Source organism: Collinsella aerofaciens (assembly GCF_015546965.1).
In the GTDB taxonomy this organism is placed as follows: Bacteria; Actinomycetota; Coriobacteriia; order Coriobacteriales; family Coriobacteriaceae; genus Collinsella; species Collinsella aerofaciens_X.
This window is the reverse complement of sequence record NZ_JADMUF010000006.1, coordinates 95,920-119,727: the sequence shown is the minus strand read 5'-3', so window position 1 is coordinate 119,727 and position 23,808 is coordinate 95,920. Positions and strand designations below refer to the sequence as shown.

17 protein-coding genes are annotated in these 23,808 nt (G+C 61.3%); 6 read left to right on the top strand and 11 right to left on the bottom strand.

The window, feature by feature from the left end:
• The 8 genes from I1M21_RS05710 to I1M21_RS05675 all read right to left on the bottom strand — a co-directional run.
• The coding region (locus I1M21_RS05710) for a Spy0128 family protein (RefSeq protein WP_195192791.1) at positions 1-4,678 on the bottom strand (4,678 nt) is incomplete at its 3' end.
• Positions 4,679-5,477: 799 nt separating this feature from the next.
• Positions 5,478-6,371: an aldose 1-epimerase family protein gene (locus I1M21_RS05705; RefSeq protein ID WP_195192790.1), complete on the bottom strand. Its 894-nt coding sequence runs from the start codon at positions 6,369-6,371 to the stop codon at positions 5,478-5,480.
• A 78-nt stretch (positions 6,372-6,449) separates the two neighbouring features.
• Positions 6,450-7,316, bottom strand: a complete 867-nt coding sequence (locus I1M21_RS05700; RefSeq protein ID WP_195192789.1) for a hypothetical protein — start codon at positions 7,314-7,316, stop codon at positions 6,450-6,452.
• Positions 7,317-7,511: 195 nt separating this feature from the next.
• A complete protein-coding gene (locus I1M21_RS05695) occupies positions 7,512-8,381 on the bottom strand; it encodes a MerR family transcriptional regulator (protein WP_195192788.1) in 870 nt (289 codons plus the stop codon).
• Between the two features lie 80 nt (positions 8,382-8,461).
• Positions 8,462-9,040, bottom strand: coding sequence for a UbiX family flavin prenyltransferase (locus I1M21_RS05690; RefSeq protein ID WP_195192787.1), 579 nt, complete (start codon positions 9,038-9,040; stop codon positions 8,462-8,464).
• 33 nt (positions 9,041-9,073) lie between these two features.
• The gene (locus I1M21_RS05685) at positions 9,074-10,561 is read right to left on the bottom strand and encodes a UbiD family decarboxylase (RefSeq protein WP_195192786.1); all 1,488 of its coding nucleotides are present in this window, start codon (positions 10,559-10,561) and stop codon (positions 9,074-9,076) included.
• 149 nt (positions 10,562-10,710) lie between these two features.
• A complete protein-coding gene (locus I1M21_RS05680) occupies positions 10,711-12,168 on the bottom strand; it encodes an SLC13 family permease (RefSeq protein ID WP_229025637.1) in 1,458 nt (485 codons plus the stop codon).
• A gap of 263 nt (positions 12,169-12,431) precedes the next feature.
• On the bottom strand, positions 12,432-13,379 hold the full coding sequence (locus tag I1M21_RS05675) for an isopentenyl-diphosphate Delta-isomerase (protein WP_229025636.1): 948 nt from the start codon (positions 13,377-13,379) through the stop codon (positions 12,432-12,434).
• Between the two features lie 161 nt (positions 13,380-13,540).
• Between I1M21_RS05675 and I1M21_RS05670 the strand changes: the two genes are divergently transcribed.
• From I1M21_RS05670 to I1M21_RS05660, 3 genes are all read left to right on the top strand, one after another.
• On the top strand, positions 13,541-14,791 hold the full coding sequence (locus I1M21_RS05670) for an MFS transporter (protein ID WP_229025635.1): 1,251 nt from the start codon (positions 13,541-13,543) through the stop codon (positions 14,789-14,791).
• Positions 14,792-14,985: 194 nt separating this feature from the next.
• The gene (locus I1M21_RS05665; RefSeq protein ID WP_195192784.1) at positions 14,986-16,356 is read left to right on the top strand and encodes an ATP-binding protein; all 1,371 of its coding nucleotides are present in this window, start codon (positions 14,986-14,988) and stop codon (positions 16,354-16,356) included.
• A 33-nt stretch (positions 16,357-16,389) separates the two neighbouring features.
• Positions 16,390-16,836, top strand: coding sequence for a low molecular weight protein-tyrosine-phosphatase (locus tag I1M21_RS05660; protein ID WP_195192783.1), 447 nt, complete (start codon positions 16,390-16,392; stop codon positions 16,834-16,836).
• Positions 16,837-16,976: 140 nt separating this feature from the next.
• On the opposite strand, the gene I1M21_RS05655 is transcribed toward I1M21_RS05660, so the two are convergent.
• Both I1M21_RS05655 and I1M21_RS05650 read right to left on the bottom strand, forming a co-directional pair.
• The gene (locus tag I1M21_RS05655; RefSeq protein WP_229025634.1) at positions 16,977-17,303 is read right to left on the bottom strand and encodes a TIGR04076 family protein; all 327 of its coding nucleotides are present in this window, start codon (positions 17,301-17,303) and stop codon (positions 16,977-16,979) included.
• A complete protein-coding gene (locus tag I1M21_RS05650; RefSeq protein WP_195192782.1) occupies positions 17,296-18,120 on the bottom strand; it encodes a PfkB family carbohydrate kinase in 825 nt (274 codons plus the stop codon). Before I1M21_RS05650 ends, I1M21_RS05655 begins: the two co-directional genes overlap by 8 nt.
• 267 nt (positions 18,121-18,387) lie before the next feature.
• Here I1M21_RS05650 and I1M21_RS05645 point away from each other — a divergent pair, with 267 nt between their 5' ends.
• From I1M21_RS05645 to I1M21_RS05635, 3 genes are read left to right on the top strand one after another with little or no spacing between them, the layout of a single operon-like run.
• Positions 18,388-18,894: a MarR family winged helix-turn-helix transcriptional regulator gene (locus I1M21_RS05645; protein WP_195192781.1), complete on the top strand. Its 507-nt coding sequence runs from the start codon at positions 18,388-18,390 to the stop codon at positions 18,892-18,894.
• Positions 18,887-20,710, top strand: coding sequence for an ABC transporter ATP-binding protein (locus I1M21_RS05640; RefSeq protein WP_229025633.1), 1,824 nt, complete (start codon positions 18,887-18,889; stop codon positions 20,708-20,710). The genes I1M21_RS05645 and I1M21_RS05640 overlap by 8 nt, the downstream gene beginning before the upstream one ends.
• Complete coding sequence (locus I1M21_RS05635) at positions 20,703-22,622, top strand: ABC transporter ATP-binding protein (RefSeq protein WP_195192780.1); 1,920 nt, start codon at positions 20,703-20,705, stop codon at positions 22,620-22,622. The genes I1M21_RS05640 and I1M21_RS05635 overlap by 8 nt, the downstream gene beginning before the upstream one ends.
• A gap of 223 nt (positions 22,623-22,845) precedes the next feature.
• Here the strand turns inward: I1M21_RS05635 and I1M21_RS05630 are convergent, their stop codons facing one another.
• The gene (locus tag I1M21_RS05630) at positions 22,846-23,733 is read right to left on the bottom strand and encodes a LysR family transcriptional regulator (RefSeq protein ID WP_271762966.1); all 888 of its coding nucleotides are present in this window, start codon (positions 23,731-23,733) and stop codon (positions 22,846-22,848) included.
• Between the last annotated feature and the right edge of the window lie 75 nt (positions 23,734-23,808).

Below are 23,808 nucleotides of genomic sequence, written 5' to 3'. Positions count from 1 at the left end.
CGTCGTAGGTGGCGACCGCCTTTAGCGTGCCGTTCTTGTTATCAGTGACCCTAACGTGCACGTTCACCGTCTTGCCGTCGTACACGACGGTCGAGTCGTTGCCGGCAACCTCCTTGATGGTGTAGTCATGGTCGCCCGGAGTGTCGTAGCCGATTGCCTGGAAGGTAATGTTGCCGTCCTTGTCATTCGTGACGGTCTCAATGGGCGTGCCTTCCGCCTTGTCACCCTTGTACAGAGCGAACGAGAAGTCGCCCCCTGCGAGCTCACCGCCCGTGAAGTGCTTCTTCGCCTTGAGCGTTACCGAGGTCCCCTTCGGGTGGTACGCGTTCGTGAAGGTCGGGATATCGTTCTTGCCGTCATAGGTGACGGTCGCCTTCGCCTTGTCGCCCTCCGCCTTCACCGAGACGTGAACCTTCACCACCTTGGTGTCGTAAGTGATAGTCGGATCGGCACCGACGTTCTCCTCCTTGAGCATGTAGTCGTACTCGCCGATGGTCAGACCGGTGAGGGCAAGATTGATCTTGCCCTCCTTGTCGTTCTGGACGGTCTGGACGGGATTACTCGTGGACGTGTCGCCTTGGTACAGGCCGAAGGCGAACGCGCCGCCCGTCAGCGCCTTGCCCGTGAGGGTCTTCGTCGCCTCGACGGTTGCACCGGCCGTCGGCTTCGCGTTGGTGAAGGTCGGCACGGCCTTATCGCCGCCGTAGGTGGCGACCGCCTTTAGCGTGCCGTTCTTGTTATCAGTGACCCTAACGTGCACGTTCACCGTCTTGCCGTCGTACACGACGGTCGAGTCGTTGCCGGCAACCTCCTTGATGGTGTAGTCGTGATCGCCCGGAGTGTCGTAGCCGATTGCCTGGAAGGTAATGTTGCCGTCCTTGTCATTCGTGACGGTCTCAATGGGCGTGCCTTCCGCCTTGTCACCCTTGTACAGAGCGAACGAGAAGTCGCCCCCTGCGAGCTCACCGCCCGTGAAGTGCTTCTTCGCCGCCAGGGTCACGGAACCCTTCGCAGCATAGCTGTTGGTAAAGGTGGCGAGGTTCACCTTGCCATCCTTGACCTCAGCCTTGATGGGCTTGGCCTCAGCGTCACCATCCTTCTTCACCGTCACGCCCGTGACGGTCAGCTTGGCGTCCACGTCCTCCACCGTCACCGTGGCGGTGTAAGCGGAGGCGTCCATCGTCCAGCCGGCGTTCTGCACGCCGTCCACCACCGCGTCGTCATCGGCGTCGTGCGCCTCGGAAAGCGTGAACGTGTATGTACCGGCCTTGTTGAACTTCATGCCGGAGAAGTCGACCGTCTGGCCGTCCTTACCTGTGATCGCGTCCTTCGTGGCCCGGGACTCCGCATGCGCGTCGCCCGCCAGGTCATCCGACACCGTCAGGTCGCCGGCAGCGATCTTCGCCTGCATGTCCGACGTGGCAGCCAGCGTGAACGAGAACTCCTTGTCCGTGCTCTCGGTGCCGGAGATCTTCTTCGTTACCTGTGGGGTCAGTTTGTCGCTGGCTTCCGCCGTGTAAGTGTTGGTGAACACCAGCTTGTTGTCTTCGGCCAGCGTGCCGTTGGAATTCTGCGGGGCAATCTTGCCCGAGATGCTATCGCCTTCTTCAGTCAGATTCTTGTCACCCTGCTTGCGGCCGGTCAGCTTATAGCCCGCGGGCATCTCGTCCTTGCCGGTCAGCTCCTGCACCGTGTAATTGTCACCCTTGGCAAGGCCGTACACGCGAATCGTCTCGTCGGCCTTGATAGCATGGGTGTCGCCGTTCTTCAAATCGAACACGTCGCCGGCTTGCTTTCCGGCCCCAGCGTTCTTGAACACTGCAGCCTTGTAGGTCTGCCCCTCGGGCACGGTGAACTTGAAGGTGAACCCCGCGTCCTTATTGCCCGTCAGGCCACCGGACACGTCAACCTTCTTCGTCACCTCGAGGCTCGCCTCGCGTTCGTTCGCCACGCGCACGCAGGTGGCGCCGGTGAACAGGGCGTTCAGATTCATGTCGCCCAGGTCGGTGCGGGCGCCCTTCGCATTAGTGACACCAGGCTTATCCTGCGTGATGCCCATACGTATCCAGCCCGTCTCGGTCTCCAGGCGGTAGGGTTCGCCCTCTTTGGTGGGCCCATACTGGTAGACACGTCCATTGGCGCCGTACTTGAGATGTACCTCATCCTCGCCGCCCTTGGCGTCATTGTTCCAGGAAAGGTTGCCGTTGCCGTCGAGCGTCCCGTCGGACGTCTGGCGCTGGCCCTTGATCCACGTGAGCGTGTTGTCGATGTCGCCCTCTGCGCCAAACTGGCCCAGGCTCTTCATGAGCGTGCCCGGCCCCACGAACGTCGAGACGTCGTCATCGGCCGTACCAGCATCGGCATGGACGCCGTAATCGTCCACAATCACCTTGGTGAGCGTGTCGTTAAGCAGGAAGCCCTCGGGCGCCGAGACCTCCTTTAGGAAGTAGGTGCCATTCTTGAGCGGCTTGTTGCCGTCGCTCGTACACGGGAATATGCCCGCCCCTTCGAGCCGGACCGGGTTGTCGACCGACCCCGTCGTCAGGGTGTCATAGGGGCCCTGGTCGTCCTTGGGCACAACCTTGCCGTTCGCGTCCGTTGTCGCCTCGTACAAGCCGAACGTCGCGCCGTCTACGGGGTTGCCCTCGGTATCGGTTTTCTGCACGAACAGGCGATTCTGGATGTTCGTGACGAGCAGGCGCGTGGCGAACTGCCGCTTGAAGTTCGTGCCGTCTGCGATGTCGTCGCTGTACACGTGGACGGTGTTCTCAGGCGTCGCGTCGCCGATCGAGCTCGCCGTTGTGTGGTAGATGGCCACCGTGTACTCGGCATCCTTGCGGGCATCACCGCTCAGCAGGTAGTAGTACTTGGAGATGTCACCGGGCAGGTATGGAATCTCCACCTGATATTGGCCGCTTGTGTTGAGCGTGAAGGCATGCAGGTCCTTCTTCGCCGCCTCGATGGCGCCGGCCATGCTCGGCTCCTTGGCGAGGGTGTATCCCCCTCCCGTCGATGGATCGCCCGACACGGCATACCAATTGCCCTGATCTTCGATACCCGTGCTCGCGCTTTTATCGCGCTTGAGCACCACAGCGAACAGTATGCCGGAGCCCGGGCTAACGGTCTCGTTGGACTTCGTCAGGTCATCATTCGCCTTGTACACGGTCGACGGCGCGGTGATGGTCTCCTTCGAGCCGGCGAACGCACCGCTCTGCCAAACGGAGCTGTCCGCGTCCATACCGCCGCGGTTGATGATGACGCCGCCCGCGCCGTCCTTGTCGCTCGTGGGCACGTACTCGAGCTGCATGCTACCGCCCGTCGCCGTGAGACACGAGCGGTATCCCTTGGGCACGCCCGTCTCCTTCAGGAGGTAGTACCTGTTGCCGTGATCCTTCCCGTAGAGATCGTCGAAGTTGATGACGCCGTTGTCCACGTCATTCGTGAGCGTTAGACGGCCGGCCTCGTCCGTGGTGCCGGAGCCGAGGGGCTCGCCCTTTGTCTGAAAGTCCTTGTCGGTCTTATAGAGCTTGAACTCGGCACCCTGTACGAACTTGCCGTCCTGGTCGAACTTGATGATGTCGGACTCGGGCACCGTCACGAGGTTGAACTTGAGCTCCATGTTGGAGTCGGTGGCGCCGCGCTCCAGGTAGAAGAACTTGAGGGTGTGTTTGGTGTCTTTGGCGAAGGTGCTGCCGTTCCAGCTCGTGTCGCCGGCCTTGCCCGCCTTCTGGTACTTGCCCTTCAGCGTGTCGTTGTAATTGTCGTTTACCTTAATGTCGCCCGTATGAAAGTTGATGCTCAGACTCGCGCGGTTGTGAATACCGCCGATATCACCCACGAGGACATCATCGATGAACACCCAGACGTCATCATCGCCGGCGAACTCGAAGGTCATCTCATTATTATTCATCTCATTATTATTGTTCGTCAGGCCGTCGTTGGGCTGCACGAATCGCGTGGACATTGAGAGACCGAAGTGGTGGTTGACGGGTTTGCCGCCGTTGTAGCGCGAATCACCGGTGTTGTCTGCCTTGATGCCGTTTTGGACGAGCTGGCCGTTTTCCTCTTTGAACACCTTGTCTGCCGCGTCGAACGGGAAGAACTGACCCTGGTGGGACGAATCGCCCACTTTGTCAATGCCCCAGGTGTCATAGACGTCGAAGGCATTCTTGTCAGCATTGTAGGCTGCGTAGTTTTTGGAGCTGTCATAGACGTAGTAGCCGTCCTGAACCTTGAGGAGGCCCGTCACGCCAAAATAGGACGTCTTGCCGGTCTGGGCAGAGGAATCGAACAGGTAGCGGAGGGACTCGCCGTCCCAGGTTTCGGAAAGCTTCGGGTAGCCGCCGAAAAGCGTGTTGTTGACAATGTTTTGCTCTGGTCTCGTGCCGCCCGTCCAATGGTTGAGCGGCCCATCACCCTGGCCGTCGTTAAACTGGAACTTGTGGCCTGCGTTGACGCCGCCGCTGCCGGAAACCGACAGATGGTTATCGGGATTCACCCAGTAATCAAACAGGTTGATTGTTGTCCCCGAAGGCGAAATCGTCGGAACCGTGTGGTCCGAAACCGCCGCTTCCGCACGGGTCGGAAGGAAGAAACTCGCTGTCAGCGCGACGGCGAGGGCCAGAACAATCACATATGGCGAGACCGGGCGCAGCCCACGACGGCGGCCATAAGACATGACGGACCACCGCTCGCGCGGCCGGTGCCCACCAAGAAGTTCCCTGCTGGGACACCCCCCCCCGGTAACAATATTCATGAGTAGAGACGTCGTCTCTCTGAGCTCCTGCATTATTTCCTCCCCAGTCACACGGCGACCTGCCCGGGTGCTCCCCGGGGGCCGAGGCAGTCTGGCACATGCCCGCAGTCGTTCAAGAAATACCAACCCCCGCATATGTCTCTCAGGATATCTTAGCCTTTTTATGTAGCATTTTAATTTTATGGTTACCGACTACCGTTCGCCGACTTTTTTCGACCGCTCGCCCATTCCAAATTTGAATAGGTTTTACCGCTCACTCGAAAACAGGGGGTGCGACGATAAAATCTCCCGTTTGGAGTCAGGTGATATTGAAAAGCCAGACGATTGGCCTTCCAATATCACCTGACCTCAACGGAAAGCCTTGCGTTTAGCCGCTGGCAATCTTGTTTCCCAACATGAAATCGACAGCCCCTACGATTTTGATGTCATAGACGGCCGTTGGATGGTCACCATCCCCGACAATCAGAATCTTCTCGTACGAATCAGGTATTTTTTTCCTAGCACCACAAATCATGAAAGGCGACTGCAGCTCTACGGGAATCTGGATGCAGCAGAACTACCCTGTTCCCTTTGCGCCAATGGGGTGCAGAGTAGCTAATTTGGGACGGGGCTTTTTTGACTACTTTTTATGCTAGTCAAAAAAGCCCCGTCCCAAATTAGCTCCCCCCGTCAGCGGGTGCCGCCCAGAATGACAAATGTCACCCTGGGCGGCGCGGAACCCCTACAGCAGGGTGACGCTAAAGCTGCGTTTATCGGTGGCACCCGGTGCCAAAGTAATGGTGTTGACCTTGTGCTCAAAGACGTCGTCCTCGGTGTCCATGGTGGTGTGGCCGGTCCAGGGCTCGAGCGCCACAAACGGGGCGTCGTTGGCGGCAGACCACACGCCGATGTACTTAAAGCCCTCAAAGTCGATCTTGACGCCGTGACCCGACTTGCGTCCGCGCAGGGTGAGCGTGGAGCCGGGAACGTCGGTGAACATGATGGCGTCGTTATCGAAGCTGCGGTGCGTGATAGGCAGCACGTCCGAGTTGTCGGGAGCCTTGTAGCTGCCCTCGAACGTCATGAGGCCATCGGGCGTAATGACGGGCGCCTCGTTGGTCCATGCCTCGGTAAATGCCAGCTCGTAATCCTCGAATGCCTCGTCCTCGGCACCGGGGGCGGGCACGTTAAATGCAGGGTGGCCGCCCACCGAGAACGGCAGGTCCACGTCGCCGGTGTTGGTGACGGCAAAGGTCTGCGTGAGCGTGGCGTCGCCGGTCAGGGCATAGGTCATGTTGAGCTTAAAGTGGTAGGGGAAAGCCTTGAGCGACTCAGGCGTATCGGTGATCTCGTACGTTACCGAGGAGCCGTCCTCCGAAACCTCGACCAGCTTGTGCTCAACGATGCGCGCGATGCCATGGCGCGCCATCTCGCAGGTGCCGGCGGCAGATGTCGCCGTGTTGTTGCGCAGCGAGCCCACGATGGGGAACAGGATGGGCGCATGCTTGCCCCAAAAGGCGGGATCGCCCTGCCACAGATACTCGTTGCCGTTGAGGGCAAGGCTCGTGAGCTGGGCACCCATGGAATCGATGGCCGCGGTGAGGCCGCCGCGCTTGATGGTGGTGACGGTGGACATGCTACTTCCTCCAAAAGTAAACAATAATACCGAGGGCCATTGTCCCACTCTTGGGAGCAGTGCGGGGCGGCGGCGCAGCTATTGGGCGATCACATAGAGATCGAACCCACCCTGTGGCGTGGAATCGACCGTATTGGGCGCTTGGGAGTTAAAGCTCACGGGCACCATGCGCTTTGAGGCACGGAAGCGCGTGCCATCGGTGGCGACGGGAGGCTCATCGACGGTGAGCTCATAGTCGCCGGGCTTGAGCTCGATGCCATCGCCGTCGGAGTTGACGTACTGATACTCGTCGACCGCCTGCCCCTTGAGCGTGCGGCCCACGATGTGGATGAGCATCTGGCTGTCGCCGCGGGCGGTATCCCATGTCGCACCGTCCTTAACCTCGACCGACACATGCACCGAGCGCGTGCGGCTGAGCGATTGCTCGACAGACATCTCGACCTTGGCGGCATCTTCGCGCTGTTGTTCCACATGGCTCCAGACATTTCCGATCGCCGAGCAAGCGATGACGCCGGCCATGAAGGCGATGAGGATGGGGCCGAGCGGGGAGCGGCGGCCCGCGTCTTCCTCGCGAGCTAGGTCGGGGCGATGCGTGGGCGCAGGCGCCTGAGCACCCTGCGCGGGCACGTCGAGTATGCTGAAGGATGCCGTGCTGCCGGGGTCGATGTTATGGCGCGGCTGCGGGGTCTTGGCCGGCGAGATGGACATGTCCGCCGGCTCGCCCAGTGTGGCCGTGGCATCGGCCTTAGCCTCGTCGGCCTCGGCCTGGGCCCAGGCCTGTTCAAAGGTCAGGGGTTCGGCGGAGTCGGAAGCGGCGTCCGTCTCGACGGCATCGTTGCCGGTCTCGTCCTCGTCGCTCGACACGTCAGGCGGCGCGGGCTCGTCCCACTCCTCGTCCGGAGCTTCGCCCTCGCTATACCACCATTCAAAGTTATCGATATCCATACGGGGCGCCCCTTAGGCCTCGCAAATAAACACTTGCTAGCCTTATACCCCCAGACGGCGCTGGAGCTCGCCGGCACAGACAGGAAAACCATCACAACATTCGACGGTTTTTCTCGTTTTTGAGATTTTCATCGAATGTTGGGACGGTTTGGGCAGCATCCACACCGCGAATGTGACAAAGGGACTGTCCCTTTGTCACATTTGGAGGGCGACGGGGATTTGGATGCAGCAGAAGTCCTCTTGATGGGATTCGTCGTAGCTCGTGGTGTCCAGGTAGCAAAAGTCGAAGGCGTTGCCGATGGGCTGGAGCGCATGCTCGTCCATGCAGGCGACGATGGCGCGGATGCCCTCGGGTTCGTACGGCATGCCCCAGCGGCTCATGCACAGGTATGTGCACTCGGGCAGCACCTCCACGCCAATTTCCGACAGCTCGTCAGGGTCGCTCGGCAGCATCTGCTCGACACCGCGTGGCAACACGGCAAAGGAGCCGGCACCGGCGATAGGGTCATCGGAATGCAGTGCCTCGCGACGCAGCATGGCGCCCCAACCGCGCATGGGGCGTGTGCCCGTGAGCGCACGCATGCATAAGATCGCCCGCATGAGCGTGGGGTGGAGCATCGAGCGGCCGCGCTCGATATCGGCAGGGAACTCCTCAAAGACCACGTAGCGACGCTCGAACTGCTTGAGCTCCGGCTTGCCCTCGCGCTCGCGCCAGTAAACCGCCTCGTCGTAAAAGCTCAGACGCTCCTGAACGCTAGCGCGCTCGGCCTTAAGGCTGGCAATCTGCTCGTCGAGCGCCTGCACTCGCGAGCGCAGGTGCTCGGTCATCTCGCCGATGTCGAACGTCGAAGTCAGGCGGTCAATCTCGTCGAGCTCCAGCCCCAGGTCGCGCAACATGCAGATGAGACGCATGAGCGGAATCTGCGTAGGCGAATAGAACCGATAGCCCTTTTCGTTGACCACGGCGGGCTTAAACAAGCCGATCTTGTCGTAATAGATGAGCGTTTGGCGAGAAACGTTAAACAAGCTCGCCATCTCGCTGATCGCATACATGCCCGTCTGCATAGGTCCTCCCGACGCACCAAAGCCCGCCGCCCACAAGGGCAGCGGGCTCAAACACTACTCGTATCCTACCCTAAATACGCCTATGACCAGCGCTTATAGTTTTTGCACGTCACGCCGACGGCCTCGAGCGCCTTGGCGGCGATATGATGCACCGCGTCGTCGAGCGTGGCGGGGCCGTTGTAAAACGTGAGCATGGGCGGCATGAGCATGACGCCCGGCACGCGCGCCAGGCGCGCCATGTTGTCGACATGAATGGCGCTAAAGGGCGTCTCGCGCACCATAAGCACCAGGCGGCGCTGCTCTTTCATCTGCACGTCGGCCGCGCGCAGCAACAGGTTTTCGCTGTAGCCGCTCGCGATGCCGGCAAGCGTCTTCATGGAGCAAGGCGCCACAATCATGCCGTCGACCGGATAGGTACCGCTTGCGATGGCGGCGCCGATGTTCTTGTTGTCGTAGACCACATCGGCGTGAGCGGCAAACTCGTCGATCGTCATGCCGAGCTCCTGCTCGATGGTGATCTCTCCCCCGCGCGTGACGACAAGCGCCGACTCGGCGCCGACCTGGCGCAGGCACTTGAGGCACTCGAGGCCCAGCGCGGCACCACTGGCACCAGAAACTCCAACGACAATGCGACGGGGGCGGGCAGAAGACTCGGACATGACAACTCCTTTGTTACTTGGCAGGGCTACTTACTAGAAAGCAAGCTCGGCGGCCCACTTGTCCATGTCGATCTCCATGAACTGCGAACGGATGAAGTTCTTCTTGAGGTTGAACGGAACCGTGCAGTCGAAGATGGCCTTGCAGGCGATGCCGTGCTCGCGGATCGAAGGATCGAACGCGGGGTCGTTGGACGGATCGAGCACGTGGCAGTGGCAGCCGGGGATGGTGATGAGGTCGACGTCGGCCTGGAAACGCGTGGTCATGGCCCACATCACGTCGCTCATGTCGAAGATGTCGACATCCTCGTCGACCAGGATCACATGCTTGAGCTCGGAGAAGGCCGAGAAGGCGAGCATGGCGGCGTTGCGCTGGCGGCCCTCGTCATTCTTGCTCGACTTCTTGAACTGCATGATGGCAACGAACTTGCCGCCACCGCAGGGAGCAGCGTGAACGTTGAGCAGACGACCCGGGATAGCGGTCTCGACCATCTTGTAGATGGAAGCCTCGGTGGGGATGCCGGCCATGGACACGTGCTCGTGCGAAGGACCGATGCAGCTCTCCATGATGGGGTTGACGCGCGTGGTGACGGCGGTGATCTTGATCACCGGGCAGACCTTGGCGCCACCGGTGTAGCCGGGGAACTCGGGCATGGCATAGCCGTGGCCGTTGACGTCCTCGTTGATGGTCTCGTCGTGCATGAGGTAGCCCTCGAGCACGTACTCGGCATTGGCGATGCACTTCTGCGGAACGGTGACGCAGTCGGCGAGCTCGACGGCATGGCCGCGCAGGGCGCCGGCGATCTGCAGCTCGTTAAAGCCGAGCGGCGTGGTGGGAGCCTCGAAGCCGCAGCACATGTACACGGCGGGGTCCAAGCCGATGGAGATGGAGATGGGCATATCCTCGCCGCGCTGGCAGTACTCGTCAAAGAACGCACCCAGGTGACGGCTGCCCGGGGTGATCCACATGGCGAGCTTGTCCTTGTCGACGCAGGAGAAGCGGTGGATGGTCACGTCGGACTGGGAGCCGTCGGGGCTCGTGCCGTAGGCGAGGCCCATGGTGATGTAGGGGCCGCCATCGACGGGTGTGTTGGTGGGGGCGGGAACGATCCTGCGCAGGTCGAAGCCCTCGTCGGTCGCCTTGTACACGACCTCCTGGCAGTCGACGTGCTTGCCCTCGGCGATCTGCTCGGGGGCGATCAGGTTCTCGAAGCGCCTGCCGATCTCGAGGCCCAGGTGCTCCTCGTCCAGGTCGAGCAGGGCGGCAACGCGCTTGCGGCTGGCAAGCATGCCGATGCAGACCTTTGCGTCGTCAAAGCCCTTGACGTTGTTGAAGACCATGGCCGGACCCTCTTTGGTCGGGCGCATGACGGTGCCGCCGGCGCCGACGTGACGGTAGACGCCCGAGACCTCGGCATCGGGATCGACCTGGGTGTCGGTCTCGAGCAGCTGGCCCGGCATCTCGCGCAGGAAGTCGAGCGCGGAACGCAGGTCGTGGATCTGGGAAGCATCGGTAGTGGACATAGCGTGCTCCTTTCGGGAGAGAGCCCGGCGACGGAGTGCCGCCGGGTTGGTTTATGTTTGGGGGCGGAGCGCTCACTGATTGAGCGCCCGGCTCAAATCGAGCATTCAACTAAGCCCGAGTGATGGTCCAAGCCAAAGCGCTCGGCTGCTTACATCAGGCCGAAGACGTGGAACCAGGCGGCCTCGACCAGCACGACGATAAAGACGACCGCGGTCAGCGGGATGCCCATGCGCATGGCCTCTTTGGAGGTGTAGCCACCGGCGTCCTTGCCCTCGCCAATGAGGATCGGCAGGTTGTGGAACGGCAGGATGTAGTGGATGTTGATGGACGTGAAGACGATGAGCGCCACGGCGAGCGGGCTCACGCTGGAGCCAGCGGCAAAGCTGATGAACGCCGGTACGCACACGCCGAGCACAGCCATAACCGAGCCCATGAACATGTGGATGATCATGGAGAGCGCGGCGACGAGCAGGGCGAACAGGAAGATGTTCTCGGGCACGGAGCTGGGGAGCACGACGTCAGCGATCCAGGCGTTCATGCCGGTGGCACCGCCCACGGAGCCCACGGCCATGGCAGCCGTCAGGAACATGAGGGACTTGATGTCGACGGCGTTCCAGCTGGCGGGGGTGAGGACCTCACCGACGAGGGGCATGGCGAGCGCGACGCCGATGGCCAGGGTAACCCAGCCGATGTAGTCGCCCGAGACGGTGAGCCACAGCGCGATGGCGATGACAAGCCACACGATGGTGCGGATCTCCTTGACGGAGAGCTTGCCGAGCGCGGCCTGCTTGGCCACGATCTGCTCGCGATCGTAGACGAGCTCCTTGCTGGGCTTAAAGAGGAAGAGGCCCAGGAACAGGGTGCACAGCAGCGCGACCAGCATAGGCACGCTCATGTACAGGAACCAGTCGACGAAGGACGGGCTCATGCCGCCGGCCTCGGCGCTGTACTGCGCAACGAGCGGGTTGAGCGTGGAGTCGCCCGTCAGGAAGAACATGGAACCCGGGGCGGCAGCGGCAAACACGAGGAAGCCGAGCTTGCCCTTGTCGTCATCACCGTAGCCGGCGGACTCGGCGATGACCGAGACGACGGCCAGGATGAGGAAGGCGCGGGGGAACGGGTGCGGGATCAGCAGCGACAGCACAAAGGTGAGCGCGAAGATCGAGATGATGAGCGACTTGGCGTCGCGCACGAACTTGAGCATGAACGCGTAGGCGATGCGCTCGCCCAGGCCCGACTCCTTAACCGCGCTGGCGATGAGGTAGGCGCCGATGACGAGCCACATGGTGGCCTTGGTCCACGAGCTAAACGTGGAGGCGACCGTCGCCGAAATGCTCGCGGCGCCCGTGTCGTCCACGCACACCTTAAACAGGACGAGCAGCGCGCAGTAGAGCAGGCCCACAAAGCCCGGCTGTGCCACGCCACATGCCCAAAACACCACCGTGGCGAGCGTCAGCGCCAGACAGGTCTGACCGCCGACCGTGAGCTCGACCGTCGAGCTCAGCTCCGCCAAAGGAAGAAACTTCACCAGCAAAAAGACAACGATACCCAGCACAAAGCCAATTTCGCGCTTGGTGATCTTAAACGCCTTCTTTTCCGCTTCCATCTCCCCACCTTTCTTGTTGGGGGCGCTCCGGACTCACAGCGGCCTTGCCGCTAAAAAGGGGCGCCCGTTATTGGACACCCCTTACGTTGCGCTGTGTTGTGACAATACAGTCAAGCGAGATTTTTTGGATGGGAAGCGATTCCCTGGACAGAAAACCGTCCCAACATTCGACGGTTTTCCTCGATTTCGAGATTTTCATCGAATGTTGGGACGGTTTGGGCAGCCGGTCAACCGTGCCATGTGACAAAGGAACAGTCCCTTTGTCACATCGCGAGGGCCGTGCGGATGGTTGGGTCGTTGAGAGCCTCGCGGAGCCAGGGGGCTAGCTGCTCGGGATGACCTTGCAGGTAGCCATCGAGCTCGGAGGGCGCCACGCGGCGTACTTCCGAGATTTCCTCTTGGTTGATATGTAGCTCGCCCGGCTCGACGCGAGCCAGATAGACCTCGCACCATTCGCACTCGCAGCGGCCGTCGCCGTGATCCTCGCGGTACACCACGTGCCCCAGGTGCTTGAGCTCGCCGGGCTCGCGCGTGATGCCAAGCTCTTCGTTGATGCGACGCACCGTCGCAGCGGCGACGTCCTCCCCCGGGAGCGGATGGCCGGCGCAGCTATCGGCCAGCACCCCACCCCACAGGCGCTTGAGCGGACTGCGGCGGCAGAGCAGCAGACGAGTGTCTTCGCCCTGGCCCTCGACCAGAAGCGTCAGGAATGCTTGGTGCAGAATGCCCTCGCCGGTATGGGCTTTGATGCGATCGACAGGAGTGAGCACCTCGCCGGTCGCGGCATCGACCGCCACGACCTCGGCGCCCGCACCGCCCTCGTCCCAGCCGGCACGCAATATGCGGGCTGCGGTTTCTTCGAGCGCGGCGATGAGCTCCTTGGTGGTGTTGAGCACGCGCTGCAGATCGTCCTTGCTCGCCTGCTCAACATGAAAACCCGTGCTTGCGGTCACCGGCACGCCAAAACGCGTGGCCAGTGCCGCTGCAATGTCGTGCGCCGGGATCTCGTCGCGATGGCACGGAACGGCCAAGATGCTCACGGTCGCCGTGCGTCCGGGCTCGGGTCGCGGAATGGCCTGCGCCGTGGCGCCCAGATGTGCGAACTCCGGCGAGCAGGCGTACACCACCATGCCTCGCGGCGTCACCGTCAACTGGGCCTCGAGCGTAAACTTGCCCTCGCCCACTGCAACCTTTGTCGTGTGCATACCCATGGGATCTCCTGTCGCCCGCGGTTTACTCGAGACCATCTTCGCCTGTATTGCGACTATACAGGCAAGCGCAGAATGTGACAAAGGCGCTGCTTTTTGTCGTATTCTGCTAGAGTTGCAGAGACTGAATCTAGCTCATATAACGCAACATGGGAGCAACTGCCTTGACCACCGCAACCTCGTCCACAACAGCATCAACCGCTGCCGCGCTTTCACCCGCGCGCACCAACCTTTGCCTGGCGCTGCTCGTGTTGTTGGGCTTTTCGCTCGGCTGCTCGGAGTTCGTGGTTATCGGCATCGAGAGCGACCTGGCGACGGAACTCGGCATCTCACTTGCCACCGCAGGCCAGCTCATCAGCGTGTTCGCGCTCGTCTACGCCATCGCGACGCCGGTGCTTGCGCTCAGCACGGGACGCTTCCGCCGCTACCAGCTGCTCGTGTGCTACAGCATTGTCTTTGTGCTCGGCAATCTTGTCATGGCGTTGGCGCCCAACTTCCAAGTGCTGTTTGCCTCGCGCATCATCTTGGGCTCCGTCTCGGGCGCACTGCTCGCCGTAGGCGTGACGTATATCCCCGAGCTGCTGTCTCCGCAGCAGACCTCGCTCGCCATCTCGGTGGTGTACGGCGCTTTCTCCGTGGCGATGGTCTTTGTGACCTCGATCGGCAAGTTTGTGGCCGATACGCTCGACTGGCACGTTGCCATGTACGGTACGCTCGCCTTCGCCGTTCTGATCTGTACTGCGCTCGTGGCGTTTATGCCGCGTGCCGGACAGACCGATGAGCCTGCCACATTCCGCGAGCAGGCGGGGCTTCTGCGCGAGCCGAGCATTATCACCGGCATGCTCATCTTTTTGTTTGGCGTGGGGTCGGTCTACGTGTTTTACGGCTACGTGACGCCCTATCTGGAGCAGGTGTTGGGCATGGGCACCGTCCAGGCAAGCACTACACTCATGGCCTACGGCGTGTTTTGCCTGATCTCGAACATCTTGGGCGGATGGATCGACGCGCGTTTTGGCATGAAGGCGCTGCTCGTGACGTTTACGCTGCAGGCAGCGGCACTGTTTGGACTGTTTGCCGTGGGCGCCGCCATGCCCCTCGCACTCGTTTTTGTCTTTAGTCTGGCGATGCTCATGTATCTGTTCTCGGTCTCGTGCATCACGCACTTTATGGACGTGGCCCGCAGCCGTCACCCCAAATCGATGGTGCTCGCGAGCTCGGTGGAGCCCATGGCGTTTAACGTCGGCATCTCGTTTGGCACCGCGGTGGGCGGCGCCGTGGTAAGCGGAATTGGCATTGCCTACGTGGGCGCCGTTGGCGCCGCGTTCTCGCTCGTGGCCTGGGTACTCACGCTAGTGACGATCAAGCTCGCCCGCTGGGAGCGCAAGCGGGCAGCACAATCTTCGATGCAGGCATAGGGGCAAACATAGCCCAAGGTGGCGAGCGACCGGTGAAACCGTCCCATACAAGTGGTGTTTATCCGCCCGCAAGCTCCAGCAGTGCAATTTCGTGTACTTCAGATACACGCTTTTCCACAATTTCGTGTATTTTAAGTACACGAAATCGTACTAAACTATGTATTTGAAATACACGGAATTGGAAAGGCGGCTCCATGCGCAGATCAATCGAATCCGTCATCGAATCATGGGCGACAGAGGACGCGTCGCGCCCCCTCCTCATCCGTGGTGCGCGACGCGTGGGCAAAACGTACGCTGCCGAGGAAATCGGCAGACGAATCGCCGGCGATGCATTTGTCAAACTCGACTTTCAGACCGATCTTGAGCTGATTGCCCCACTGTTCGACTGCCCCACCGACGACGTAGACACCATCGTGGCACGAATCTCAGACTATAAGCGCACCCCCATTCGCAAGGAAACCGCATTCATCCTGTTTGACGAGGTGCAGCTCTGCGAACGCGCGCTCAACTCGCTTCGCTTTTTCTCGGGTTCGGGCTGGCGCATATGCGCGACCGGCAGCCAGCTCGGCGTCGCCACGCGCAAGCGCAAGTTGCCTTTTCCCAGCGGCGTCCGTCAAGAGACCATGCATCCTATGTCGTTCGAGGAGTTTCTCTGGGCGCTCGGTGAGGAGCAGATGGCGGATGCCATTCGCGCCCACGCCGGCACGCTTGAGGCCTACGTCGCGCATCAAGCCACGCTCAGCCTGTTTCATCGATACCAGATCGTGGGCGGCATGCCCGCCGCCGTCAACGCATATCGCAAGACACTATCCATCGAAGACGCGCGCGTCGAGCAGCGCGAAATCGACGAGACCTACACCGCCGATATGACCGACCCCGAAAACGGGATCAGCGGCGTGGCAGCGCGCAAGGTCTGGCGCTCCATTCCATCCCAGCTGCTACGATCCTCAACCAAGAAATTCAAGTACTCCGAGGTCGAACGCGGAGGCCGACGCGCAAAGCTCATCGAGCCACTCGACTGGCTCGAGGGCGCCGGCATCATATCGGTCAACAACCTGACCGAAGGCATCGAACCTCCCCTCGTCCCCTTCGACGACGAAGACGGGAGCTTCTTTAAAGTCTATCTTCTCGATACGGGCCTCATGTTCTACAAACTCGGTATCAACCCGCGACTCTGGCTCGACCTCAAAGAGGATTCCGCCATTGCGCTGTCTTCCGACTTTCGAGGTGCCTTGGCGGAGAACTCGGTCATGCAGGCATTTTCGGGCAATGGTTTGCAGACGTATTACTGGATGCCACCGTCGTCTTGGAAGACGAACGGCGAGCTCGATTTTCTACTTCAGACCGACCGTATGGAGATCGTTCCCGTCGAGGTAAAATCCGCACGCAACGTGCGCGCGAGAACCCTCGGGTCGTTTATGGAAAAAGCCCGGTCGCCGTACGCCTACATATTGTCCGAGAACAATTTTGCCCGCAGCGAAACCGATGACGGACGCGAGCTGCGCCACCTCCCCTTGTACGCAGCGGGCTTTATCGGAGCAAACTGTCTCAAGGCCAGTCTGTAAGCCCCGCGCAACCGCCCTGAAAGGAAACCGCTCATGCAACGCATTCTGTTTATTTGCCACGGGAATATCTGTCGCTCGACGATGGCTGAGTCCGTGTTTACCGAGCTGGTGCGCCGTGCTGGGCGCGAGGCGGAATTCGTTATTGATTCCGCCGCGACCTCGACCGAGGAGATTGGCAATCCGCCGCATCATGGCACGGTTGCCAAGCTGCGCGAGGTCGGGATTCCCGTCGTTGCCCACCGCGCGCGCCAGGTGCGTCGCGCGGAGTATGGCGACTGGGACCACATTGTCTATATGGATGCCGAGAACGCGCGCGGTCTTTGTCGCATTTTTGGCGATGACCCCGACGGCAAGATTTCGCGCCTGCTCGATTGGACCGACCGCCCCGGCGACGTGGCCGACCCCTGGTACACGGGCAACTTTGATGCCACGTACCGCGACGTGCTCGCCGGCTGCACGGCCATGCTCGAGCAGCTGTAACCACACGGACGCGCGGGCTCACGAGCCATACCATCGGCATAAAACGAGCGTGGATTTTCTCCCGTATACAAATCGAGCGTGGATAATCTCCCACTTTGAGCGCGAAACGGCGCTCAAAGTGGGAGAAAATCCACGCTCGATTACTCGTCGACGATCTCGGCGAGCCAGACGTTCAACGTATCGACTTCGGGGCAGCAGAACTTTGCCGTGCCTGGCTCGTTGCCGGGCACGGTACCGCCATAGCGCAGGATGTCGATATAGGGAAAGCCCACATGGCAGGCCATGGCGCACATCTTGCCGCGGTCTCGGTCGAAGTCGAAGACGTCGCCGGGCTTGTGACCATGGTGGCAGAGGCACGCACCCAGCTGGTCCACGCAGCTCACGCGGATACGCGGACGCTTGCCACGCGGCGCGCCGAGCGGTTTACCTTCGCCCGCGGGCTTGGCGCCCTCGTCGGCGCTACTCATGGTCGATCACGTCCAGGCAGGCCTCGATGGGCAGGCCGGCAGACTTGTCCTCCTGATCGGCATTGCGCTCGATAAGCTCGGCCACTACGCGCATGGCATCGGCCGTTGCACGCTGCAGACTCCAGCCGGCCATCACGCGACCGACGAGCACCGCCGAGAACGTATCGCCCGTACCCGGGAAGTAAACCGGGATCAGGTCGAAGGGAATCGTGAAGTACTCCCCCGCCACGTGGTCGTAACCGATGACGGCGTTCGTGCCATTGACTACGGCGCTCGTAATGACCACAGACTTGGCACCCAGCTCGCGCACGGCGTCCACAAGGATGCGAGCCTCATCGGCCGTCATCTGCTCGGCCATGGGCGTATCGGTGAGCAGGCATGCCTCGGTGTAGTTGGGCACCGCGTAGTCGGCGCACTCGAGCAGGCTGCGCATGAGGCCGATCGTGGACTCGGGCACGCCGGCGTAGAGCTTGCCGTTATCACCCATGATGGGATCGACAAACACTTTGGTGCCCTTTTGCGCGCGACGGTGGCAGAAGTCCGAAATGATGCGCGTCTCTTCCTCGGTCACAATAAAGCCGGTGGAGATGGCGTCGAATTCAAAGCCGAGCTCCTCCCAGATGGCAAGGCTCTGGCGCACGTACTCCGTGGTGTCGTGGATGTAGAACTTGGGATAGTTGAGCGTATCGGACACGAGGGCCGTCGGCAGGTTGTGAATACGGTAGCCCATGTGCGACAGCACCGGTAGCATGGCCGAGAGCGCGACCTTGCCGTAGCCGCACATATCGTTGATCAGCAGCAGCTGAGTGTTCTTCATGAGAGTCCCCCCTTGGGTCGGGAGCGGCGCAAAGTCGCCACAGTGCGACTAAGTGTAGCGCAGGGACCGTTGCGAGCAGGCGCCAGGGCCGCGAAGAGCGCATTGTTGCGGAAAGGTTTCGAAAATGCAGCGTCGGCCGGTTACGGCGTTTGGGAAAACGCCGTAACTAATTAATTTGGTACCTTGACAATTATTTCTTGCGCTCATAGATTAGTTAGGTACAAAACAGTCCCACTACCTAACTAAAGAAAGGAGCAGCACGAATCCATGTGCGATGAAACCATCACCCTTCGCCCGCACGAGCCCGGCGGTGACCCGGCGGAGCCGGCAGACGCACCCGAGGCGTTCAACGAAGACGACCGGCTAGCCAAGCACATCCTCAATAACCTGGGCTTTTTCGGCCATTACTTGCACTTTCACGGTGGAGGTGTGTCCGGCAAGGCACCCATCATCTGCCTGCTCGCCAAACAGCCCGGCGGCGAGATGTCGCAGCAAGAGCTCGGCATGCACTTTGACCTTAAGCCGGGATCGCTTTCCGAAATCCTATCCAAACTCGAGGTCAACGGTCTTATCGAGCGCAGCCGCAATCCCAAGGATCGGCGACAGCTCACCATCCACCTGACCGAGATCGGCTGGAAAAAGGCCCGCATCGATCAGGCAGCCCGCATCCATTTTAGGGAGCAGGCATTTAGTGCACTCACGCCCGATGAGCGTAAGAACCTCGCCGATATGCTCGATAAAATCCGCGAAACCTGGGAGGGATTGGATGATTAAAACCCTTATGGGCAGCATCCGCGATTACAAGAAGGTCACGATCGCCACGCCGCTGCTGGTGCTTGGCGAGGTAATCTGCCAGATGATGATCCCGTTTATCACCGCCGACATGATCGACGCCATCAAGGACGGCACCGCCGTTACCGAGATGCTGCCCACCGCCGGCCTTCTCGTACTCATCGCGCTGACGTCACTCGCCTTTGGCGCCGCCGCGGGCATCACCTGCAGCCATGCTAGCTGCGGCTTTGCCAAGAACCTGCGTCGCGACCTGTTCTACAAGATCCAGACGTTCAGCTTCGCCAACATCGACGAGTTCTCGAGCTCCTCGCTCGTCACCCGCCTCACCACCGACATCAACAACGTGCAGCAGGCCTTTATGATGCTCATCCGCATCGCCGTGCGCTCGCCGCTGGTGCTAGTCTTTGCCTTTACCATGGCATACGCCATGGGCGGCAGCGTCGCCATGGTCTACCTGGTCATCATTCCGCTGCTGGGCTTTGGCCTGTTCTTTATCATCTATAAGGTGCGCCCGATCTTTGCCCGCGTGTTCCGCAAGTACGACGCGCTCAACGAGTCGGTCGAGGAAAACGTCACCGGCATGCGCGTGGTCAAGAGCTACGTGCGCCAGGACTACGAGAAGGAGAAGTTCGCCACCGCCGCGCGCGACGTCCAGATGGACTTCACCCGCGCCGAGAAGCTGCTCGCCTTCAACAACCCCATGATGAACATCTGCGTCAACGGCGCGTTCGTCGTCATCATCTACCTGGGTTCCAAGCTCATCATCACGAGCCAGGGCACCCTGTTCGACGTGGGCCAGCTCTCCTCCATCTTTACCTACGGCTTCCAGATTCTGATGAGCCTAATGCAGCTGTCGATGATCTTTGTCATGGTAACCATGGCAGACGAGTCGGCGCACCGCATTACCGAGGTGCTGGCCGCCGAGCCCACGATCGCCAACCCGACCGAGCCCGTGCACGAGGTTGCCGACGGCTCCATCGACTTCGATCACGTGAGCTTTAAGTATTCCGAGCATGCCCGCCGCCAGGCGCTCGACGATATCGACCTGCATATTAAGAGCGGCGAGACCATCGGTATTATCGGCGGCACCGGCTCGGCCAAGTCGACGCTCGTGAACCTGATCGCCCGCCTGTACGATGTCACGGAGGGCACCGTGCGCGTCGGCGGCGTGGACGTGCGCGACTACGACCTGGACACGCTGCGCCACCAGGTAGCCATGGTCCTGCAGAAAAACGTGCTGTTTAGCGGCACCATCGCCGAGAACCTGCGCTGGGGCGACCCAAACGCCACCGACGAGGAGGTCCGCGAGGCCGCACATCTGGCCTGCGCCGACGAGTTTGTCGACGGCTTCCCCAAGGGCTACGACACCTGGATTGAGCAGGGCGGCTCCAACGTCTCCGGCGGCCAGAAGCAGCGCCTGTGTATCGCGCGCGCCCTGCTGCGTCGCCCCAAGATTCTGATCCTGGACGACTCCACGAGCGCCGTCGACACCAAGACCGACGCCAAGATCCGCGAGGGCCTGGCGAGCTACCTGCCCAACACGACCAAGCTCATCATCGCCCAGCGCATCAGCTCCGTGCAGGACGCCGACCGCATCATCGTCATGGAGGGCGGCCGCATCAAGGACATCGGCAACCATGACGAGCTGCTCAAGACGAGCGAGATCTACCGCGAGACCTTTACCTCGCAAAATAAGATGAGTGCCGAAGGCGAGGACGCGGGCGAGACCGCCGCAGCCGACACCGAGGCATCCGCACCGCAAGCTCAGACCCAGGAAGGAGGCGAGGCACATGAGTAAGGCAGCTACCGCCGAGCGCGCGCGCAACCGCAAGGGCGGCACCATGACGCGCCTGATCAAGATGCTCTTTGGCTTCTACCCGGTGCTTTTGCCCCTCGTCGTCGCCGGCGTTGTGCTCTGCGCCATCATCAACTCCATCGGCGCGACGTTTCTCCAGAGCGCGCTGCAGGTCATTAGCGAATCGTGGCAGTCGGGCGACTGGACGGCCGCGCAGCCCAAGATTCTGAAGCTCGTGACCACCCTCGGCTGCATCTACGCCGTGGGCGTCGCCTCCTCGCTCTTCTGGAACCGCGCCATGGCCGTCATCACGCAGGGCTCGCTCGAGAAGCTGCGCGAAAAGATGTTCAACCGCATGCAGGACCTGCCGATTCGCTACTTCGACACGCACCAGCGCGGCGACATCATGAGCCACTACACCAACGACATCGACACGCTGCGCCAGATGATCAGCCAGTCGCTGCCCAACCTGCTCATGACGATCATCGTCATCGTCACCGTGTTCTTCATCATGCTGTACTACAGCATGTGGATGTGCCTGGTCATCATCGCCGGCGTCGCCTTTATGACCTTTATGACCAAGCTGCTCGGCTCCAACTCCGCGCGCTTCTTTATCGCGCAGCAGACCGAGCTCGGCGTGGTCGAGGGCCATATCGAGGAGGTCATGAACGGCCAGAAGGTCGTCAAGGCGTTCTGCCACGAGGCAGCCGCCGAGGCCGATTTTGACGAGCGCAACGAGAAGCTCTTCGAGGTCTCGCAGAAGGCCAACATGTACGCCAACATCCTCATGCCGATCCTCGGGAACCTGGGCGACTTGCTCTACGTGCTGGTCGCGCTGACCGGCGGCATCTTCCTGGCGCTGGGCGTGCCCAACCTGAGCCTCTCGGGCATGGCGCTCTCCATCGCCGTCGTGGTGCCGTTCCTCAACATGACCAAGCAGTTCTGCGGCCAGATCGGCCAGATCTCGCAGCAGATCAACGCCGTGGTCATGGGCCTTGCCGGCGCCGAGCGCATCTTTGAGCTGCTCGACGAGGAGCCCGAGGCCGACGAGGGCTACGTGACGCTTGTCAACGCACAGGTGAATCCCGACACCTGGCAGCTCGAGGAGGCCGACCACCACACCGGCATGTGGGCTTGGAAGCACCCGCACCGCGCGACCGGCGAGATCGAGTACGTGCCGCTGCGTGGCGACCTGGTCATGGACAACGTGGACTTTGGCTATACGCCCGACCACGAGGTGCTGCACGGCGTGTCTGTGTACGCCAAGCCGGGCCAGAAGGTCGCGTTTGTCGGCGCCACCGGTGCCGGCAAGACGACCATCACCAACCTCATCAACCGCTTCTACGACATTGCCGACGGCAAGATCCGCTACGACGGCATCAACGTCAACAAGATTCGCAAGTCCGATCTGCGTCGCTCGCTGGGCGTAGTGCTGCAGGATGTGAACCTGTTCACCGGCACCGTCATGGACAACATCCGCTACGGCAACCTGGACGCCACCGACGAGGAGTGCATCAAGGCGGCCAAGCTCGCGGGGGCGGACGACTTTATCACCCGCCTGCCCGACGCCTACGACACCATGCTCACCGGTAACGGCGCGCAGCTGTCGCAGGGCCAGCGCCAGCTGATCTCGATCGCGCGCGCCGCCGTCGCCGATCCGCCGGCGATGATTCTGGACGAGGCCACGAGCTCCATCGACACCCGCACCGAGGCTATCGTGCAGGCAGGCATGGACAAGCTCATGGAGGGTCGCACGACATTCGTCATCGCACACCGTCTGAGCACCGTGCGCAACTCCGACGCGATCATCTGCCTGGACCACGGCCGCATCATCGAGCGCGGCAACCACGACGAGTTGATCGCCAAGCGCGGGTACTACTACCAGCTCTACACCGGAGCGTTTGAGCTGGAGTAGGACCGGTTACTGACGGAGGGCGCCCCGGGGGCGGGCGGGGTAATTCCTCCATGCTCAAACATTCTCGCTTCGCTGCGAAACTGCGCGCGGAGGAAATACCCCGCCCGCCCCCGGGGCGCCCTCCTGCGCGCGATCAGCCCGTCATTTAGAACGGAATAAAAGTTTGTGAGGCCCTGGCCGTTTGGCCAGGGCCTCATTTTGTAAGGAGTCAAAAAAGCCCGTCTCAAATGAGCTGGTTGAGGAGCTGGGCCATGGCGTTGACGAATTTTTGGACTTGGAGGGTGGGCTCGAGCGGGTAGTGCAGAAAGACCGGCACCTCGCGTCCGCATAGGAACGGCACGCCTACAAAGGCCGGGTGCACCCCCGACCATGCGCCGCAAGTGAGCACCGCGTCGCCCTTTTCCTCCGCCTCGTTAAAGAGCGCGAAGTCAAAGCTATCCACATCGATCACGTCCACGCCGCCGTCGGCCAACAGGTCGATGCGCAGGCTGTCCATGGCATCGTTGCCGTGACGCAGCACGCGCAGACGCATGCCCTCCAAGTCGGCAACCGTGATGCGCGTCTTGCGCGCCAGCGGGCTCGTGCGCGGTAGGTCGATATAAAACGGCACGTTGACGATGCGGAGCTTTTGGCAAGTGTCGCCCCAGCGCGGGGTCGAAAAACTCGACTGCACCACATCTACCTCGCGACCAAGGCTGCGCATGACGGATTCGCGCTCGTCATAGAGATCGCTTACCGGCACGATCTCAAATCGCAGCGATGGCTCCAGCTCGTGCACACCCGTCCACATCGACAGCGTTTGGCGCCCCGGGCACATCATCGACACGCCCAGACGCACGGCCCCGCCATCGCCCGCCGCGCGTCGGGCACGGCGCAGCGCGTCCTCGGACTGCCGCATGATCGAGCGCGCATCGTCCACCAGCAGCGCGCCCGCCGGCGTCACCTTGACGCCCGAGTGCGAGCGCTCGAACAACGTGATGCCAAACTCGGCCTCAAATCCCGACACCTGCTTGACGAGCGCCGGAGTCGACACACGCAATCTTGCCGCCGCACGCGAGAAGCTTCCCAGCTCCGCGGCGGCCGATATGGCCTCAAGTCGTCGATCGTACACGTCAATCTCCCGTTTTCGCGCCCGTGACCGCATGGTGCCACAGGGGGTTGTTTTCGCAGGTCACGCGCTCAATTG

Excerpts from the sequence above, each read along its gene's own strand:
- I1M21_RS05705 (WP_195192790.1), bottom strand. The coding sequence starts at position 6,371 with ATGTCCACCGTCACCACCATCAAGCGCGGCGGCCTCACCGCGGCCATC.
- I1M21_RS05700 (WP_195192789.1), bottom strand. The coding sequence starts at position 7,316 with ATGGATATCGATAACTTTGAATGGTGGTATAGCGAGGGCGAAGCTCCG.
- I1M21_RS05695 (WP_195192788.1), bottom strand. The coding sequence starts at position 8,381 with ATGCAGACGGGCATGTATGCGATCAGCGAGATGGCGAGCTTGTTTAAC.
- I1M21_RS05690 (WP_195192787.1), bottom strand. The coding sequence starts at position 9,040 with ATGTCCGAGTCTTCTGCCCGCCCCCGTCGCATTGTCGTTGGAGTTTCT.
- I1M21_RS05685 (WP_195192786.1), bottom strand. The coding sequence starts at position 10,561 with ATGTCCACTACCGATGCTTCCCAGATCCACGACCTGCGTTCCGCGCTC.
- I1M21_RS05680 (WP_229025637.1), bottom strand. The coding sequence starts at position 12,168 with ATGGAAGCGGAAAAGAAGGCGTTTAAGATCACCAAGCGCGAAATTGGC.
- I1M21_RS05675 (WP_229025636.1), bottom strand. The coding sequence starts at position 13,379 with ATGGGTATGCACACGACAAAGGTTGCAGTGGGCGAGGGCAAGTTTACG.
- I1M21_RS05665 (WP_195192784.1), top strand. The coding sequence starts at position 14,986 with ATGCGCAGATCAATCGAATCCGTCATCGAATCATGGGCGACAGAGGAC.
- I1M21_RS05660 (WP_195192783.1), top strand. The coding sequence starts at position 16,390 with ATGCAACGCATTCTGTTTATTTGCCACGGGAATATCTGTCGCTCGACG.
- I1M21_RS05655 (WP_229025634.1), bottom strand. The coding sequence starts at position 17,303 with ATGAGTAGCGCCGACGAGGGCGCCAAGCCCGCGGGCGAAGGTAAACCG.
- I1M21_RS05650 (WP_195192782.1), bottom strand. The coding sequence starts at position 18,120 with ATGAAGAACACTCAGCTGCTGCTGATCAACGATATGTGCGGCTACGGC.
- I1M21_RS05645 (WP_195192781.1), top strand. The coding sequence starts at position 18,388 with ATGTGCGATGAAACCATCACCCTTCGCCCGCACGAGCCCGGCGGTGAC.
- I1M21_RS05640 (WP_229025633.1), top strand. The coding sequence starts at position 18,887 with ATGATTAAAACCCTTATGGGCAGCATCCGCGATTACAAGAAGGTCACG.
- I1M21_RS05635 (WP_195192780.1), top strand. The coding sequence starts at position 20,703 with ATGAGTAAGGCAGCTACCGCCGAGCGCGCGCGCAACCGCAAGGGCGGC.